The following is a 15,592-nucleotide window of genomic DNA, read 5'->3' as shown; positions in this document are numbered from 1 at the left end:
AGGCCGCGTCCTGCAGCCTGGACCGCGTCGCGATCGACACCCACGCCCCGCCCATCCCGGATTCCCCGCTGCTGGCCCGCCACACGACGCTGCGCGTCGGTGGCCCGGCCCAGCGGTTCCTCGTGGCCCGCACCGAACGCGAACTCATTGACATCGTGACGGACTGCGACCACCGTGATGAGCCGGTCCTTGTCCTCGGCGGCGGCTCCAACCTGCTCGTCAGCGACGCCGGCTTCCCCGGCACCGTCGTGCGGGTGGGCACCACCGGCATCACCGCCGACGTCTCAGACTGCGGGGGAGCGGCGGTCCGCGTCGCGGCGGGCGAGAACTGGGACACCTTCGTGGCCCACGCCGTCGCCAACGACTGGAGCGGCATCGAGATGCTGTCCGGCATCCCCGGCAGCGTGGGCGCCACCCCCATCCAGAACGTCGGCGCCTACGGCTCCGACGTCGCGGAGACCATCACCTCCGTGCGCACCTGGGACAGGAAGGAACGCGCGCAGCGCACCTTCCCCCTCACGGACTGCGGCTTCGGCTACCGCACCTCCCGCTTCAAGCGTGAGCCCGGCCGCTACCTTGTCCTGGAGGTGGGGTTCCAGTTCCGGTTGGGCTCGCTCGGGGCACCCATCCGCTACGCGGAGCTCGCGGGCCGCCTCGACACCGCGCCGGGCGGTCGCGTCGACGCCACCCGCGTCCGCGAGACCGTACTGGCAATCCGCCGCTCCAAGGGCATGGTGCTCGACGAGGCGGATCACGATTCCTGGAGCGCGGGCTCCTTCTTCACCAACCCCGTCCTCGGCGAGGACGAAGCGGCGGCGCTGCCTCCTGAGGCCCCGCGGTTCCCGGACGCGGACGGCCGGGTCAAGACCAGCGCTGCGTGGCTGATCCAGCACGCCGGCTTCGCGAAGGGCCATGGCGACGGCCAGGCCAGGCTCTCAGGCAAACACGTGCTGGCGCTGACGAACCGTGGCTCGGCCACCGCCGCAGACCTGGTGGCGCTCGCGGCCGAGGTCCGCGACGGCGTGGCGGAGCGTTTCGGGATCCGTCTGGTGCCGGAGGTCAACCTCGTGGGAACGGCGTTGCCCGACCTCAAGTGACGCTTGAGATATTTCCGGGCGACGTGTCCCTGCCATTAGCCTCCTCCCCGGAGGGTGATTGCAGATGAAACGATGGCTCAAGCTGGCGGCGGTGGCAGTGGTGCTCGCCGTCGTGGCCGTCCCGATGCTCCAGCGGCAGCAGGAAGCGGCGGGCAGCACGGCCAGCGACTTCATCGCGAAGCTGGTCAAGGACGCCCAGCAGACCGAACGTGAATTCGGTATCCCCACCTCCGTGACGATCGGCATGGCAGCCCTGGAGACGGGCTGGGGCCGCTCGTCGATGACCGGGCAGGTCACCGCCGACGGCCTGGTGTACAGCGTCAACACCCTGTTCAACATCAAGTGCACGTCTACGGTGTCGCCGTACCAGACCGGTTGCGTGCCCATCCGCACCGCGGAATACCGCTCCGACGGCACCAAGTACTACATCGTCGACGAGTTCCGCACCTATGCGAGCTGGCTCGACTCGACGCGTGACTTCGCCCGCCTGCTGACGACGCTGACGCGCTACGCGCCGGCCTTCCAGTACGTCGACTACCCGGACCAGTTCGTCACCGAGGTCCGCAAGGGCGGCTACGCCACAGACCCGAAGTACTCGGAACTGGTCATCGGCATCATGCGCTCGAACAACCTGTACCAGTACAACCTGCGTGGCCAGGGCCCCGGCTACCCGGAGGGCATGGACCCCGACGGCCCCACGCCGCCGGTCACCGCCGTGGACCCGTACACGATGTTCCCCCAACTTCTCGTCGGCAGCCGCGGCGACGCCGTGCGCTCGCTGCAGCGGCTGCTCAACACGCTCGAGGCCGGCATCGGTGTCGATGGCATCTACGGCTCGCAGACGACGGCCGCCGTCAGCGCGTTCCAGCGGGCCCAGAAGCTCACCGTGACCGGCAAGATGGACGACGCCACGTGGCAGGCGCTGCTGCCCGAGCTCGCATCCGGGGCGAAGGGGGAGGGCGTCCGCGTCCTCCAGACCCAGCTGCAGCTCAAGGGCGGCAGCGTCGCCGTCACGGGCACCTTCGACGCCGCCACGGACAAGGCGCTGCGCTCCTTCCAGCAGCTGCACCGCATCGAGGGCAGCGGCCACTCGGGCTACGCCACGTGGGCCCGCCTCCTCGGCTGAGCGCCCCGCGTCACGCCGCGATCAGGGCGGCGGCCGCGACGTAGCCGGCCGCGAACGCGTGCGCGGCCAACTGCAGTGCCTCGCGCCCCGGCAGGAACGCCCCGTGGTGGAGGCCGACGCCGTCCACGTGGCCGGTGCCGATGAAGCACATGACGGAGGCGGCCTCGCGGCCGTACTCCGCGAAGTCGTCCGAGCCGCAGGATCTGAACGGCGTCTCCGCGACCGTCAGCCCCAGGCCGCGCAGCAGCGGATCGATGCGTTTCACCAGCCCGGGGTCGTTGAGCAGCGCCGGGCCGCCCCGCACGAAGCGCGTCGTCGCCTGCCCACCGCGCGATTCCGCGATCGCCGACGCCAGCCGTGCCACGGCCTCGTGCAGCAGCGCGCGGTCCGCCTCCGAATAGGTGCGGATGGAGCCCTGGCAGCTGGCCTGGTCCGCGATGACGTTGTGCGCGGTGCCGCCCGCGATCTGGCCCACCGAGATCACGGTGGGGTGCGTGGGATTGATGATGCGTCCGGGTAGGCTCTGGAGTTCGCCGATGATGGTGGCCAGCGCGCTGATGGGGTCCACGGCGACATGGGGGTACGCGCCGTGCCCGGGGCGGCCCCGCACCACGATCTCGAAGGAGTCGTAGGCGGCGTTGACGGCGCCGGCCCCCGTCGAGACCACGCCCCGGTCCACCTGCGGCTGAAGATGCACACCGATCATCGCCTCGATCTCCTGCTCGTCCAGCAGGCCGGAGCGCACGACGTCCCCGGCGCCGGGCGGGGTCACCTCCTCGCGCGGCTGCAGCACGGGCACGAGGCCGACAGGCAGGTCGAGGCTGCGGGCGGCGGTCGTCACTGCCCAGAGCGCCGCCATGTGCACGTCGTGGCCGCAGGCGTGCGCCACGCCGGGGCGCCGCGATTCCCACTCCACGCCGGTGGCCTCCATGACCGGGAGGGCGTCCAACTCGGCGCGCAGCCCGACGGCGGGGCCGGCCGGGCCCAGCCGGGCCCAGGCTCCTGTCCCAGCGACCGGCGTCCAGTCGAGCCAGCCCATGGCCCGAACCAGCCGGTCACGGGTGGGTCCCTCCTCGCCGCTGACGTAGGGCTCGGCGTGGATGGCGCGCCTGAGGGCGGCCGCATCGGGCAGTATGCCGTCGACGGCGGCAGTCAGCTCCTCGAGCAGGCTCATAGCTGCCTAGGCTACCGAAGAAGACATTGTGCTGGGAGTGCCAGCGAACCCGTGCGGGCGCCCGGCGCGGTCAGCCCGTGACGTCGGACGCGGGGCGGCCTGAGGCTACGGCGCGGGCCATCAGTTCGATGGTGGGGGCGGCGTGGGAGAAGAAGCCGTAGTACCCCTCGCACAGATAGTTCTGGCCGGGCTCGCCGTCGGCCGAGGTGGCGAAGCGGTCCTTGGGGCAGCCTCCGTGGCAGGCCCAGCGCACCGGGCAACGGCGACACTGCTCAGTCAGCGAGGTCCTCTTCGACCGCCCGAATTCGCGCTGCTCCGGGAGCTGGAGGTACTGCTGGAACCCGCAGTCGGCGACGTTGCCCAGCTTGTAACCCGGCTCGACGTAGTGGTCGCAGCTGTAGACGTCGCCGTTGTGTTCGACGGCCAGCGCGGTGCCGCACTCAGGGGAGTGGACGCACAGCGAATACTGCCCGAAGCGGGCGGCGAGCATCACGTCGAAGTGCTGGACGAAGACCCTGCCGACGTCGGCCTTGAGCCACTCGTCAAAGACCTCGCTCAGGAACCGGCCCCACTGGCCGGGGCCGACCGAGCGGTCCGTGACGTCGTCGCCCTGCTGGAGGTACAGCAACCTCTTGCCGTCGGGGGCCTCGTAGCCGGCCCGCTCGACGATGGGGATGAACTGCAGGAAGGTCGCGCCCAGCACGTCGCGGAAGTAGCGGTAGACCTCGGCCCCGTGGTCGCCGTTGGCGGAGTTCACCGTGCACAGGATGTTGGTCTCGACGCCGTGCTTGCGGAGGAACTCCCATCCGCGGATGACCTGGGCGTGGGTGCCGCGACCGGCCTTGTTGACGCGGTGCGCGTCGTGGAGGTGCTGCGGGCCGTCGACGGACAGACCTACCAGGAAGTTCTCCTCGGCCAGGAAACTGCACCATTCGTCGTCCAGCAGCGTGCCGTTGGTCTGGATGGACTGCTGTACCCGCTGGCCCGGGCGCTGGTAGCGCCGGGTGAGGTCGACGGCCGTCCGGTAGAAGTCGAGGCCCCGCAGAGTGGGTTCGCCGCCCTGCCAGGCCAGCGTGACCTCGCCGTCAGGCTGGCCCCCCAGGAATTCCCGGATGAAGGTGTCCAGTTGCTCCGGCGACATCCACTGCCGTTTGTCCTCGTCGTACAGCAGGTCCTTGGACAGGAAGAAGCAGTACGTGCAGTCGAGGTTGCAGGCAGCCCCCGTCGGTTTGCTGACGACGGAGAACGGGATCGGGATCACCCGGCCACCCTACAAGGGGGAGCATGTCAACGGGCGCCGAGACCGTTGCCCGCAACCGGGTAGTGTGGCCCGGTGCTTCCTGCTGAGTCCCCCCGCCGATATGCGCTGGCAGCGGCACACCCGAAGCGCGCAGACGTGTTGCGCTTCCTCCCGTACATCCGCCCGTTCGCGCCGCAGTTCATCACATCCTTCGCGCTGGCCCCGCTCCAGGTGCTGGCCAGCGTCGCCATCCCGTTGCTGCTCGGCGCCGTCGTCGACGGGCCCATCCGCCGCGGCGACGTCGTCGGGGTGCTCTGGTACTCGTTGGCGCTGCTGGGAGTGGGGGCCTTCGAGGCGCTCATGAGCTTCGTGCGCCGGTGGATCATGTCGCGCGCCACCTCGCACATCGAGGCCAACATCCGCCTCGACCTCTTCGACCAGTTGCAGCGCCTCCCACTGGGCTTCCACAAGGCGTGGGAATCCGGCCAACTGCTCAGCCGCATCATGAGCGACCTCGGCCTGCTGCGCCGCTTCATGTCGTTCGGCCTGGTGATGCTGGCGATGAGCTCGCTGCACATCGTCGTGGTGGTCGGGATCATGGTGGTCACGCTCTGGCAGGTGGGTGTGGCGGTGCTGATCTCGGTCATCCCCGTCGTCATCGCCGTGTTCGCGCTCATGGGCCGCTTCGGCCGCATCTCGCGGCGGGTGCAGGACCAGACGGGCGACGTGGCCTCGGCAGCCGAGGAGTCGCTTCACGGGGTGCGCGTCATCCGTTCGTTCGGCCGCACCCATCATTCGTTCGAGGCCTTCGACAAGCGCGCCGCCGCGCTCGCCGAGAGCGGGGTGCAGCGCATGAACCTGGCCTCCGTGCTCTGGACGCTGCTGGAGATCTTCCCCTCGGTCCTGTTGTTGATCGTCCTGTTCGGCGTGAGCTACGGGGTGTCCGAGGGCGGGCTCAGCCTCGGCGCGGCCGTCACGTTCGTGACGCTGCTGCTGTCCCTGGCGTGGCCGGTGGGCAGCCTCGGCTTCCTGCTCTCGTTCGCCCGTGAGGCGGCGACGGCGGCCAACCGCGTCGCGGAGGTGTTCGACGCGCCGGTCACGATCGTCAGCGGCGACAAGACGATCGCGGAGCCGCGCGGGCACCTGCAGTTGCGCGGAGTCACCTTCCAGTTCCCCGACGCCGAGGAACCCACCCTGCGTGACCTGGACCTGGACATCGCGCCGGGGGAGACCGTGGCGCTGGTGGGCGGCACCGGCTCCGGCAAGTCCACCCTCGTCTCGCTGATCCCGCGCCTCGTCGACGTCACCGGCGGCCAGATCCTGCTCGACGGCGTGGACCTGCGCGACCTGGACCTGCGGCAGTTGCGCAGCCTCATCGGCACCGCCTTCGAGGACCCCATCCTGTTCTCCATGTCTGCCCGCGAGAACCTCACGCTCGGCCGTCCCGACGCCACTGAGGAGGAGATCACCGAAGCAGTGCGCGTGGCCCGCGCGGAGTTCGTCCAGGACCTTCCCTGGGGCCTCGACACGCGTCTGGGCGAGCAGGGGCTCAGCCTCTCCGGGGGCCAGCGACAACGGCTGGCGCTGGCCCGTGCCATCCTCGTCCAGCCCCGCGTGCTCGTGCTCGACGACACCCTCAGCGCCCTCGATATCCACACCGAGGCAGAGGTGGAGGAGGCCCTCAGGTCCACCCTGGTCGGGGTCACCGGTGTCGTCGTGGCGCACCGCGCGTCCACCGTCCTCCTGGCGGACCGGGTGGCGATGCTGGTCGAGGGGCGCATCGCCCACACCGGCACGCACAGCGAACTGCTGGCCACCGTGCCGGAGTACCGCGAACTGCTCTCGGCCGATTACGCCATCTCGATGGAAGGCGACAACGGTGAGCACTGAGCCGCAGCACCCCGATGACCCGAACGTCGCGTGGCGCGGGGTCAAGCAGGAGATCGACGAGGAACGTGACTCGTCCGCCGGCCTGCGCGCCCCGTCGCGTCGGCTGCTCGCCACCCTCGTGCGCCCATGGCGCACCTGGCTGCTGCTCCTCGTCGGCGTCGTGGTCGTCGAGGCGGCCGCCCGTCTGGTCGTGCCGGTGCTCGTGCGCGACGTGCTCGACGACGGGCTCACCGACGACAGCGTCCTGCTCCCCACCCTGGGCCTGATGGCGGTCGCCATAGTCGTCCAGGTGGCAGCGCGCGTCACCTTCCTGCGCAGCTCCGGCCGGATCGGCAACGCCATCCTGCTGGACCTGCGCCGCCGCCTCTACAAGAAGTTCCAGCGGCTCAGCATCCGCTTCCATGACCGCTACACCTCCGGACGCGCCGTGTCGCGCATGACCAGCGACGTCGAGGCCGTGCAGGAACTCGTGCTGCAGGGCCTCGACGTGGTGATCATCGCCGCGCTGACCATCCTCGGTTCCAGCGTCATCATGCTGAGCCTCGACTGGCGCCTGGCCCTCGTCGCCTTCCTCAGCTACCCGCCGCTCCTACTCCTCATGCGGTGGTTCGCCGGCGCCTCCACCCGCGCGTTCCGCGCCGTACGCACGCAGTCGGCCATCGTCATCGTGCAGTTCATCGAGACCATGACCGGCATCAAGGCCGTCCAGGCGTTCCGCCGCGAGCCCCGCGCCGGCGAGATCTTCGAGGACGTCGCGCTGACCTACCGCGACTCCAACGTGCGCGCCATGCGTATCTTCGCCCGCGCCATGCCTGGGATCCAGTTCATCGGCAACCTCGGCATCGTGCTCGTGGTGCTCGCCGGCGGCTACCTCGCGGTCGGGGGAAGCGTCTCCATCGGCACCATGGCCGCCTTCGTGCTGTACCTGCGCATGTTCTTCGACCCCATGCAGGACCTCAGCCAGTTCATCTCCACCCTGCAGTCGGCGCTCACCGCGCTGGAGAAGATCTCCAGCGTGATGGACGAGGATGACGACGTGGCAGACCCCGAGCACCCGGTCGCGCTGCCGGACGTCAGGGGAGCGGTGAGCCTCCACGGCGTGGACTTCTCCTACGTGGAGGACGCCCCGGTGCTGCCGGGCCTCGACCTGGACATCCCGGCCGGGCAGACCGTCGCCCTCGTGGGCACCACCGGCGCGGGCAAGACCACCATCGCCAAGCTCATCGCCAGGTTCTACGACCCGCAGGAGGGGGCCGTGCGGCTCGACGGCGTCGACGTGCGTGACCTCGACGACGCCACCCTGCGCCGGCACGTCACGCTGCTGACCCAGGAGAACTTCATCTTCGCCGGCACCATCGCCGACAACATCGCCTTCGGCCGCCCCGGAACCACGCGCGACGAGGTGGTCGCGGCGGCCCGCGCAGTCGGTGCCCACACGTTCATCGAGGCCATGCCGAACGGGTTCGCCACCGACACCGGCAAGCGCGGCTCGCGGTTGTCCGCCGGCCAGCGCCAGCTCGTCGCCTTCGCCCGCGTCGTCCTGGCAGACCCGCGGGTGCTGATCCTCGACGAGGCCACCAGCTCGCTGGACATCCCCACCGAACGCCTCGTCCAGGCGGCGCTGTCCACGATCCTGGCCGACCGGACCGCCATCATCATCGCCCACCGGCTGTCGACGGTGGAGATCGCCGACAGGGTGCTGGTGCTCAGCCACGGCCGCATCGTCGAGGACGGCACGCCGGTGGAACTGATCGCCGGCGGGGGCCGCTACGCCGACCTCCACGCCGCCTGGTTGGCGTCGCTGGCCTAGCCGCCGGGTCGCCGATGCGGGGGTTTGGGGCTGAGCGCGCTACTGTGGACACAGCACCCGGATGTTCTGCTCCGGGTAAACTCTGATCTTTTTCTTTGATGCCATCGCGCTGCGGATGAGATTTCCGCGCCGGGCAGAACCGCTGCATCGCCCTATCGGGAGAACCCCTTTGACTTCTCAGTCCTTCGGCGCGCTTGGCGTGCCCGCACAGCTTGCTGCCGTCCTCGAGGATCGCGGCATCACCGTCCCCACCCCCATCCAGGCCGCCACGCTGCCGGACTCGCTCCTGGGCCGCGACGTCCTCGGCCGCGGCCGCACCGGCTCCGGCAAGACGTACGCGTTCCTGCTCCCCATGGTCGCCCGGCTGATGGCGAGCGGCACCCGCCCCACGCCCAAGCGCCCCCGCGCCCTCATCCTGGCGCCCACCCGCGAACTGGCCAACCAGATCGACGAGGCCCTCGCCCCGCTGGCAGCCGTCGCCGGGCTCACCTCGCGCACGGTCTTCGGCGGCGTGAAGGAGCGGCCCCAGGTCGTCGCGCTGACGAAGGGCGTCGACGTGGTCGTCGCCTGCCCCGGACGCCTGGAGAGCCTCATCGAGATGGGCCACGTGAGCCTCGGCTCCGTCGAGGTCACCATCCTCGACGAGGCAGATCACATGGCGGACCTCGGTTTCCTGCCGTCGGTGCGCCGTCTGCTGTCGGCCACCCCGTCGAACGGCCAGCGGATGCTGTTCTCCGCGACCCTCGACAAGGCCGTGGACACGCTCGTGAAGCAGTTCCTGCACCAGCCCAAGACCCACGAGGCCGATTCCGCGGATTCGCCCGTCCCGACCCTGCACCACCACGTGCTGCACGTCAGCGACCAGCAGCACCTCCCGGTCCTGGTGAACCTCACCGCGGCGCCCGGCCGCACGGTGGTGTTCACCCGCACCAAGCGCCGCGCGACGAAGCTCGCCCGCCAACTCAATGCCGCCGGCGTACCCGCCGTCGAGATGCAGGGCAACATGAGCCAGAACGACCGTGAGCGCTCCATGCACGCGTTCCAGTCCGGGACCGCCCAGACCCTGGTCGCCACCGACGTGGCCGCCCGCGGCATCCACGTCGACGACGTTGCCCTGGTCATCCACGCCGACCCCCCGGTCGAGCACAAGGCCTACACCCACCGCTCCGGCCGCACGGCGCGCGCCGGGGCCGAGGGCACCGTCGTGACCCTCATGCTGGACGCACAGCGCGGCGACGTGCGTGACCTGACCCGCAAGGCAGGGGTCAAGCCCACTCTCACGCGCGCCGACGAGCGGCACCCCGTGCTGCTGGAGATCGCGCCCGGGGAGCGCGAGTACCCCGGCGGCATCATCAAGGCCAAGCCCCAGCAACAACAGCAGCGCGGCGGCAACGGCGGCGGGCGTCGCCGTGCCGCGAGCGGCGACCAGCAGCCGTCCGGCCAGAGTTCCCGCAGCGGGGAGCAGCCTCGTTCCCAGCGCGAGCGCAGCGGGGAACAGCCCCGTGCGCAGCGCAGGCGCAGCGGGGAACAGCCGCGCTCGCAGCGTGACGGGGATGGCCGTCGCACCGAGGGCCAGCCGCGCGCGGGTGGCGCCGCAGCATTCTCCGCCGCCGGCGGCGGGCGTCGTCGCGGCCGCTGATCCGGCCCACCCCGCCGGGAAGTACCAGAGCCTCTGACCTCGAGTCGGATGTCGTCGGCGGGCGTGGCACCGTATGTTGGCCTCATGCCAGCAGCCCACGCCCGTCCCGACAGTGTCGCGTGGGGACTCCTCGCAGACCGGATCGCGCTCGGCGTCGCGGTGGTCCTCGGGGCGCCCACCGTCCTCCTGTACGCGTTCGCCAGCCCCGCCCCTGACCGGGCCATCGGGGCGCTGTTCATGGTCGCTGTGCTCGTCATCGCCCGTCGCCAGCCGGGCACCTCGCTCGGCATCTTCTGGGCGGGCAGCCTCTTCCTGCTGATGGTGGGTAACGAACCCCTGCCGCTGCTCGTCCAGATGGTCGCCGGCGCATGGCTGGCCTACACCGCCACGCGGTTCGGGTCCCGCGCCACCGTCATCGTCGCCGGCGTCTCGTTGGCGCTCGGGGCGCTCATCGCGGGCACCCTCCTCGGGCAGGAGTTCTTCTGGGGCCACCAGTACTTCGGGCTGGGTGGCACCGCGTTCGCCTTCGGGCTCGTGGCGTCCTTCCTCGGTGCGCCGTGGTTGCTGGGTCTGCGGCAACGCTCCACGGCGCAGGTCCGGGCGCAACAGACCCGGGCAGAGGACGCCGAGTGGCAGCGCACCCGGGCCATCGAGGCGCAACAGCACGCCGTCCTGGAAGAGCGGCGCCTCACCAGGGTCGCCGCGGCCGAGGCAGCCAACGCCAGGCTCGCTCGCGACGTCCACGACGTCGTCGGCCATTCCCTGGCCGTGATCCTGATGCAGGCCGAATCAGCGCAATACCTGACCAACACCCAGGACCTGCACGAATCCATGAACAACATCGCCGTGTGCGCCCGCCGCTCCCTCGGGGAGATCCGCGAGGTGCTGCACGCGGCCCGCGGCGACCACCCGTCGGTGCCCGCCCCTCCCGGTGGCCTGGGCGCCCTGCTGGACAGCGTGCGGGCCTCGGGCGTAGACCTCGAGGTCACCCAACTGGGGCAGAGCCGGGCGTTGCCGCCCGACGCCGAGACAGTCGCCTACCGGGTGCTGCAGGAGATGCTCACCAACGCCATCAAGCACGGCGAACACGGCAGGCCCATCGCCGTCGCGTTGACGTGGGCGGACCGGCTCACCATGGAGGTGCGCAACCTCGACGGCGGGCACACCCTCTCCAGGGCGCTCCACGGCGGGGGGATCGCCGGGATGAGCGCGCGGCTCGGCGCCGTGGGCGGTAGTTTCGAACTCAACCGGCACCAGAGCGCCGACGGTGAGGTCATCACCGCCACCGCCTGGCTGCCACTGCGAACCAACTAGGAGTACCGCGTGCCCATCCGCGTCATGCTGGTCGACGACCAGGAACTGTTCCGCTCGGCCATTCGGGTCATCGTCAACGCGCAGGATGACCTCGAGGTGGTTGGGGAGGCCACCGACGGTGAGGAGGCCGTGGCGCTGGCGGCACAGCTCGATCCCGATGTGATCCTGATGGACATCCGCATGCCCGGGGTCGACGGCGTGGAGGCCACCCGCCGCATCCTGGGCGACGCCGTCGCCTCCGGCTCCGGCGTCAAGGTGCTGGTGCTCACCACGTTCAACCTCGACGACCGCGCGGCCACCGCCATCAGGTACGGCGCCAGCGGGTTCCTGCTCAAGGACATCACCCCGCAGATGCTCACGGACTCCATCCGCACGGTGCACAGCGGCAACGGCGTCATCGCGCCGGAGGACCTCGCCGCGCTGCTCGACTCGTCCTTCCAGGAGAAGCCGGCCCCGCCGGCCGGCTTCACACAGCTGTCTGAGAAGGAACACGAGGTCTTCGCCCTGGTGGCCCAGGGTCTCAGCAACGTTGAGATCGGTCAGACGATCTTCGCCTCCGAGTCCACGATCAAGTCCCACGTCGGCGCGATCCTGCGCAAGATGGGGTTGCGTGACCGGGTGCAGGTGGTCGTGTCGGCGTATCAGCACGGACTGGTCGATCACTGAGACTGCGCGGGTCGAGGTTGGTTCGACTCAGGCACGGAAAACCCCTATAGTGGACGAGCACCGGTTCAATTTGCCAAGGTCGGAGCGTGTCCACTCGACACGGTCCATCCGGTAATCCAACCGCCAAAGGGTAGTAGCTCAATTGGCAGAGCAGCGGTCTCCAAAACCGCAGGTTGGGGGTTCGAGTCCCTCCTGCCCTGCTAGATGGTCAGCAATGGCTGTCTCGCCCCGCCTACGGCTTCCGAGCCGGAGGCATTTTGTTTGTCAAGCGAAGGGATCACGGCGTGAGCGACAAGTCGCACGACGCAGTACCGGAGAACGAAGATTTCGTCCCCGGGGAGCCCGACGCGCCCGAAGACGACGCCGTCGAGATCGAGGATCCCGAAGCGCTGGCTGCCGCCGAAGAGGAAGTCGCCGAAGCCGACGAGGACATCACCCTCGGCGAGCTGGAGAAGGACTTCACCCCGGAGGAGCAGGAAGCCGCCGCTGCGCTGGCACCGGTCCGTCGTACCGTCAAGGCCCCTGTCCGCAAGAAGGACACCGTCACCCGCAAGCGCTCCGAAGCGCTCGCTGAGCACGATGACCCCTACCGGGCTTCCAACCCGGTCGAATTCGCCAAGCAGTCTGGCTCCGAGCTGAAGAAGGTCGTGTGGCCCACCTGGCCGCAGACGATCTCGATGTTCAGCGCCGTCCTGGTGTTCGTGTTGATCATGATCGCCATCGTCGGCTCGCTGGATCTCTTCTTCGGCTGGTCGCTGCTGCAGTTGTTTGGGAGCTGAATCCATGACTGACAACTCTGATTTTGAGGTCGACCTCGGCCCGATCGAAGAGACCTCCACCGACGACCTGGAGATCGACCTCGGCTCGCTGGGCGTCGCCGAGGACGACGACACCACCATCGAACTCGCCGAACTGGCTGAGGAAGAGCCGGACGAGGCCGCCGACAAGGCCTCCCAGGACCGCGACGAGGCCCTCGAGGCAGCCATCAACGAGCTGCGCGAGGAACTCGAATCCAAGTTCGGTGACTGGTACGTCATCCACACCTACTCCGGCATGGAGAACCGCGTCAAGCAGAACGTCGACGCTCGTGTCACCACGCTGAACATGGAGGACTACATCTTCGAGACGGTCGTCCCCACCGAGGACGTCGTCGAGGTACGCAACAACGGCCGCAAGACCGTCACGCGTTGCGTCCTCCCCGGATACGTTCTCATCCGGATGGAACTGACCGACGACTCCTGGAGCGCCGTCCGCCAGACCCCCTCCGTCACCGGCTTCGTCGGCCAGGGGCAGCAGCCCGTGCCGCTGTCGATCGACGAGGTCCTCCACATGCTGACTCCTTCCGTCGTCGCCAAGGTCAACGCCGCTCACGCGGGTTCCGAGGCCGCACGGAAGAAGAAGGTCGAAGTCGTCGACTTGGCGGTCGGCGATTCCGTCATGGTGACGGACGGCCCCTTTGCCGGGGTGCACGCCACGATCACCGAACTCAACGCCAACAATCAGCGGCTCATCGCTCTCGTCGAGATCCTCGGCCGCGAGACCCCTGTCGACCTGGATTTCAAGCAGGTCGAGAAGGTCGTCTAAGATTGTGCGTCGCGCCTGTTCCGGGCGCGCCATCCATCCGTATAGGTAAAGGACCCACCCATGCCTCCCAAGAAGAAGGTTGCGGCGCTCGTCAAGGTCGCCCTGCAGGCCGGCGCAGCCACGCCTGCCCCGCCGGTCGGTACCGCTCTCGGCCCCCACGGCGTCAACATCATGGAATTCGTGAAGGCGTACAACGCCCAGACCGAATCCCAGCGCGGCAACATCATCCCCGTCGAGATCACGATCTACGAGGACCGCACGTTCACCTTCATCACGAAGACGCCCCCGGCGTCCGAGCTGATCAAGAAGGCGGCGGGTCTCAAGTCCGGTTCGGCCAACCCGTTGGCTGACAAGGTCGGCAAGATCACCAAGGACCAGATCCGCGAGATCGCCACCACCAAGCTGCCGGACCTCAACGCCAATGACGTCGAGGCCGCCATGAAGATCGTCGAAGGCACCGCCCGCTCCATGGGCGTCACCGTCTCCAAGTGATCTGAACCCCGAACACACACATCCCTGGTAGGGGAGTGCTCCCCACACCAGAACTGGTGGACCGGGTCATGAGCCCGGCACAAACACAAGGAACCAGCATGAAGCACAGCAAGGCATACAAGGCGGCCGCCGAGAAGCGCGCCGAAGGCCAGGCCTACAGCCCTGAAGAGGCCATCCGCCTCGTCAAGGAGATGGCAACGGCCAAGTTCGACGAGTCGATCGACGTGGCCATGCGCCTCGGCGTCGACCCCCGCAAGGCGGACCAGTTGGTCCGCGGCACCATCAACCTTCCGCACGGCACTGGCAAGACGGCACGGGTCCTCGTCTTCGCCGCCGGTGACAAGGCTGACGCCGCACGCGCGGCGGGTGCTGACGAGGTCGGCACCGACGAACTGATCGAGAAGGTGGCCGGCGGCTACCTCGACTTCGACGCAGTCGTCGCCACCCCTGACCTCATGGGCAAGGTCGGCCGTCTGGGCCGCGTCCTCGGTCCCCGTGGCCTGATGCCGAACCCCAAGACCGGCACCGTCACCATGGACACCGGCAAGGCCGTCGCCGACATCAAGGGCGGCAAGATCGAGTTCCGCGTGGACCGTCACGCGAACCTCCAGTTCATCATCGGCCGCGCCTCCTTCACGGAGCAGCAGCTCGCTGAGAACTACTTCGCCGTCCTCGACGAGGTCCTGCGCCTGAAGCCGGCCGCGGCCAAGGGTCGCTACCTCCGCAAGGTCGCCGTCTCGGCCACCATGAGCCCGTCCGTCAGCATCGACGGCTCGGCCCTCAAGCCCGCCGAGGCCTGATCGGTCCCCCCAACCAGCCGCTCGCGGCCGGTTGACAGACCTCCGACTCACGAAGAATGCGCATGGGTGTCACACTGACACCCATGCGCATTCTTGTCTCCGGGTTCGAACCGTTCGGCGGAGACACGGGCAACGCGAGCGGCGACGCCGTCCGGGAACTCGGGGCCACCTGGTCGGATCCCTCGGTCGAGTTGCACACGGCGATCCTTCCGGTGTCCTTCGACCGGGCTCCCGAGGCGCTGGCAGCCTCGATCGAGGCGGTGCGGCCGGATGCCGTGATCTGCGTCGGCGAGGCCGGCGGCCGCCCCCTCGTCACGCCGGAGCGCTGGGCCGTCAACGAGCGGCGGGCCCGCATCCCTGACAACGACGGAGCACAGCCCTCCGGGCCCATCGATGACCTCGCGCCGCGTCTGCCGTCACGGCTGGACGTGGACGGGATCGTCCGGGCCGTGCGCGCCGCAGGCGTGGCGGCCGAGGTCAGCGACGACGCCGGCCGCTATGTCTGCAACGCCACGTTCCGGGCTGCGCTGACCTGCTTCGACGGTCCTGCGGGCTTCATCCACGTGCCCGCGGTCCGGGCAGCGGGGACGGCACTGGTGGGATCCGAGACGGACGGGCCGGTGCTGGGCCGTGCAGTCGAGGAACCTCTCTCCCTCCAGGAAGTCATTGCGGCATTGCGCGCCGCCGTTGCGGTCGTCAGCCTCTCCGCGACCCCCGGGTAGCCTGCAGCGCTCCAGCCGACCCGCCTGCGCATTTCACC

14 protein-coding genes and 1 tRNA gene are annotated in these 15,592 nt (G+C 69.3%); 13 read left to right on the top strand and 2 right to left on the bottom strand.

Annotation, left to right across the window (positions count from 1 at the left end):
- Positions 1 to 32: 32 nt before the first annotated feature.
- On the top strand, positions 33 to 1,097 hold the full coding sequence (locus J7D54_RS10360; protein WP_245244238.1) for a UDP-N-acetylmuramate dehydrogenase: 1,065 nt from the start codon (positions 33 to 35) through the stop codon (positions 1,095 to 1,097).
- A 64-nt stretch (positions 1,098 to 1,161) separates the two neighbouring features.
- A complete protein-coding gene (locus tag J7D54_RS10355) occupies positions 1,162 to 2,223 on the top strand; it encodes a peptidoglycan-binding protein (RefSeq protein WP_182763819.1) in 1,062 nt (353 codons plus the stop codon).
- Positions 2,224 to 2,233: 10 nt separating this feature from the next.
- Here the strand turns inward: J7D54_RS10355 and J7D54_RS10350 are convergent, their stop codons facing one another.
- Positions 2,234 to 3,397 carry a M20 family metallopeptidase gene (locus J7D54_RS10350; protein ID WP_182763818.1) on the bottom strand — a complete coding sequence of 388 codons (1,164 nt, stop codon included), beginning with the start codon at positions 3,395 to 3,397 and terminating at the stop codon, positions 2,234 to 2,236.
- A 70-nt stretch (positions 3,398 to 3,467) separates the two neighbouring features.
- A complete protein-coding gene (locus tag J7D54_RS10345; RefSeq protein WP_182763817.1) occupies positions 3,468 to 4,658 on the bottom strand; it encodes an anaerobic sulfatase maturase in 1,191 nt (396 codons plus the stop codon).
- A 72-nt stretch (positions 4,659 to 4,730) separates the two neighbouring features.
- On the opposite strand from J7D54_RS10345, the gene J7D54_RS10340 reads away from it, so the two are divergent.
- The 11 genes from J7D54_RS10340 (at position 4,731) to J7D54_RS10290 (ending at position 15,554) form a co-directional block, all read left to right on the top strand.
- On the top strand, positions 4,731 to 6,527 hold the full coding sequence (locus tag J7D54_RS10340; protein ID WP_245243956.1) for an ABC transporter ATP-binding protein: 1,797 nt from the start codon (positions 4,731 to 4,733) through the stop codon (positions 6,525 to 6,527).
- A complete protein-coding gene (locus tag J7D54_RS10335) occupies positions 6,517 to 8,337 on the top strand; it encodes an ABC transporter ATP-binding protein (RefSeq protein ID WP_209455108.1) in 1,821 nt (606 codons plus the stop codon). Before J7D54_RS10340 ends, J7D54_RS10335 begins: the two co-directional genes overlap by 11 nt.
- Positions 8,338 to 8,536: 199 nt before the next feature.
- Positions 8,537 to 9,976, top strand: coding sequence for a DEAD/DEAH box helicase (locus J7D54_RS10330; protein WP_245243954.1), 1,440 nt, complete (start codon positions 8,537 to 8,539; stop codon positions 9,974 to 9,976).
- Between the two features lie 84 nt (positions 9,977 to 10,060).
- Positions 10,061 to 11,290: a histidine kinase gene (locus J7D54_RS10325; RefSeq protein WP_182763815.1), complete on the top strand. Its 1,230-nt coding sequence runs from the start codon at positions 10,061 to 10,063 to the stop codon at positions 11,288 to 11,290.
- A gap of 9 nt (positions 11,291 to 11,299) precedes the next feature.
- A complete protein-coding gene (locus J7D54_RS10320; RefSeq protein ID WP_245243953.1) occupies positions 11,300 to 11,956 on the top strand; it encodes a response regulator transcription factor in 657 nt (218 codons plus the stop codon).
- 127 nt (positions 11,957 to 12,083) lie between these two features.
- Positions 12,084 to 12,156 (top strand) — tRNA-Trp (locus J7D54_RS10315).
- An 84-nt stretch (positions 12,157 to 12,240) separates the two neighbouring features.
- Complete coding sequence (gene secE, locus J7D54_RS14300; protein WP_245243951.1) at positions 12,241 to 12,735, top strand: preprotein translocase subunit SecE; 495 nt, start codon at positions 12,241 to 12,243, stop codon at positions 12,733 to 12,735.
- A 4-nt stretch (positions 12,736 to 12,739) separates the two neighbouring features.
- On the top strand, positions 12,740 to 13,540 hold the full coding sequence (nusG, locus tag J7D54_RS10305) for a transcription termination/antitermination protein NusG (RefSeq protein ID WP_182763814.1): 801 nt from the start codon (positions 12,740 to 12,742) through the stop codon (positions 13,538 to 13,540).
- Positions 13,541 to 13,600: 60 nt separating this feature from the next.
- Complete coding sequence (gene rplK / locus J7D54_RS10300) at positions 13,601 to 14,032, top strand: 50S ribosomal protein L11 (protein WP_182763813.1); 432 nt, start codon at positions 13,601 to 13,603, stop codon at positions 14,030 to 14,032.
- 98 nt (positions 14,033 to 14,130) lie between these two features.
- Positions 14,131 to 14,832, top strand: coding sequence for a 50S ribosomal protein L1 (rplA, locus tag J7D54_RS10295; protein ID WP_076060747.1), 702 nt, complete (start codon positions 14,131 to 14,133; stop codon positions 14,830 to 14,832).
- A gap of 83 nt (positions 14,833 to 14,915) precedes the next feature.
- On the top strand, positions 14,916 to 15,554 hold the full coding sequence (locus J7D54_RS10290) for a pyroglutamyl-peptidase I (protein WP_182763812.1): 639 nt from the start codon (positions 14,916 to 14,918) through the stop codon (positions 15,552 to 15,554).
- The last annotated feature ends 38 nt before the right edge of the window (positions 15,555 to 15,592 follow it).

The sequence above is a fragment of the Tessaracoccus sp. MC1865 genome, from assembly GCF_017815535.1.
Taxonomy (GTDB): domain Bacteria; phylum Actinomycetota; class Actinomycetes; order Propionibacteriales; family Propionibacteriaceae; genus Arachnia.
The sequence above is the reverse complement of the archived record's forward strand: the minus strand, read 5'-3'. Positions and strand labels throughout refer to the sequence as shown.

What these genes read in the sequence shown, in the direction of transcription:
- J7D54_RS10355 (WP_182763819.1), top strand. Translation starts at nt 1,162, where the DNA reads ATGAAACGATGGCTCAAGCTGGCGGCGGTGGCAGTGGTGCTCGCCGTC.
- J7D54_RS10350 (WP_182763818.1), bottom strand. Translation starts at nt 3,397, where the DNA reads ATGAGCCTGCTCGAGGAGCTGACTGCCGCCGTCGACGGCATACTGCCC.
- J7D54_RS10325 (WP_182763815.1), top strand. Translation starts at nt 10,061, where the DNA reads ATGCCAGCAGCCCACGCCCGTCCCGACAGTGTCGCGTGGGGACTCCTC.
- nusG (WP_182763814.1), top strand. Translation starts at nt 12,740, where the DNA reads ATGACTGACAACTCTGATTTTGAGGTCGACCTCGGCCCGATCGAAGAG.
- rplK (WP_182763813.1), top strand. Translation starts at nt 13,601, where the DNA reads ATGCCTCCCAAGAAGAAGGTTGCGGCGCTCGTCAAGGTCGCCCTGCAG.
- rplA (WP_076060747.1), top strand. Translation starts at nt 14,131, where the DNA reads ATGAAGCACAGCAAGGCATACAAGGCGGCCGCCGAGAAGCGCGCCGAA.
- J7D54_RS10290 (WP_182763812.1), top strand. Translation starts at nt 14,916, where the DNA reads ATGCGCATTCTTGTCTCCGGGTTCGAACCGTTCGGCGGAGACACGGGC.